Here is a 1,494-nt window from a genome sequence, read left to right on the forward strand (position 1 = left end):
CAGGTGGTTAGAGCGCACGCCTGATAAGCGTGAGGTCGGTGGTTCGAGTCCACTCGTGCCCATTAATAGGAGAATTACTCAAGAGGCTGAAGAGGACGGTTTGCTAAATCGTTAGGTCGGGTAACTGGCGCAAGGGTTCGAATCCCTTATTCTCCGTTTGAATGAGAGTTTATTACTCTTTTTTTTAGAATAATAAAAAACTTCAGATTTGTAAACCTAAATTGGATTACTTATCTGAAGTTTTTGCCTCTTTGTCAACTGTAGTGGGCTGCAGAAAAGCTAAAATCTTTATATATTGTCGATTTTATGGTTGTGCTTGTTTATTACTACTTCCAACCCTTGAGTGAAATTTCGCCGCTATTGAGCCAGATTTCTTTTCCGTTATTACATTGAACTAAAAGTTTACCATTTTCAGAGATATCTTTAGCAAGTCCTTTGTAGTCTTTTTGATCTAGTGTAAAAGTAACTTCTTTTCCTAGAACAAATGACTGTTTTTTGTATAAATATAATAGCTCTTCTGCTGGTGTATCAAAGAAAGAACGCCATATTTCGATAATTAATTCATTTCTTGTTATAGCTGCTGGTGCTTTAAATAAGCTAGCAGCTTTTTCTTTTAATTCTTGAGGGAAGTCTTTAATAGTAAAGTTGATTCCTACTCCAATAATAATATCTGTGACTAAGCCAGTTTCTACAGATGTCATTGCCTCAGTAAGGATTCCTCCAATTTTATGATTGTTTAGGTAGATATCATTGACCCATTTTATGTCGACATCTATTAAAGTTAGGTTTTTGATGGCTTTATAGATAGCTCCAGCAACAATCAGTGTGTAGGATGGTAATTTGTCATAGGGGAGATTTGGTTTAAGATGGAGTGTCATATAAATGCCCCCTTGTGGGGAGTAAAAAGAACGTTGAAAACGGCCTCGGCCAGCTGTCTGGTAGGAAGCTAGGTAGAGAGTATTTGCTTCATGCCCTAAATCAATTGCTTCTTTTGCATCTAGTTGTGTCGATTTTGTTTCTGGTTTAAAACTGACATTAATTGGAAGATTTTTTTCTAGAATCTCTGGAAGAATAAGGTCACCATTCATCAGTTTATATCCTTTGTTTTTGATACTATCTATTTCAATACCTTCTTGTTCTAGCCTCTTGATAGCTTTCCAAATTGATGTTCTGCTTAGGGATAGTTCTTCTGCGATCTTTTCTCCACTGATATAGTCGGTTTCTTTAGATAAAATTTGGTAGACAGCTTGGTAGGATTTCATAGTGTTTCCTTTCGCAATGAATAGTATATGCTTTGAATTTAGTTTGGATCGTTGCTTCTAAATCGATATTTTATTACTACCATTTTAACATATGTCTAGTATTTACGGCACGATTTTTTAAGAGTATATGTAGTCATTAAGCTTGAGTTTTGAAATCTCAGTATTTTTCGGTAACTTCTAAAACTAACTTCCAGTTTCTCACCACCTAGCATTTAGTATGAGAAAAACGCGT

At 35.5% G+C, this 1,494-nt stretch carries 1 protein-coding gene and 1 tRNA gene; one reads left to right on the forward strand and one right to left on the reverse strand.

The annotated features are described in order from the left end of the window. Window positions 1-68 precede the first annotated feature (68 nt). Window positions 69-156 (forward strand) — tRNA-Ser (locus ADI86_RS01955). Window positions 157-326: 170 nt separating this feature from the next. Here ADI86_RS01955 and birA read toward each other — a convergent pair. Beyond that, window positions 327-1,262: a bifunctional biotin--[acetyl-CoA-carboxylase] ligase/biotin operon repressor BirA gene (gene birA, locus ADI86_RS01960; RefSeq protein ID WP_049531560.1), complete on the reverse strand. Its 936-nt coding sequence runs from the start codon at window positions 1,260-1,262 to the stop codon at window positions 327-329. Window positions 1,263-1,494 lie beyond the last annotated feature (232 nt).

The organism is Streptococcus pseudopneumoniae (assembly GCF_001074975.1).
Taxonomy (GTDB): domain Bacteria; phylum Bacillota; class Bacilli; order Lactobacillales; family Streptococcaceae; genus Streptococcus; species Streptococcus pseudopneumoniae_D.

Bases quoted from the DNA above. Each gene is read 5' to 3' on its own strand.
- birA (WP_049531560.1), bottom strand. From the start codon at position 1,262: ATGAAATCCTACCAAGCTGTCTACCAAATTTTATCTAAAGAAACCGAC.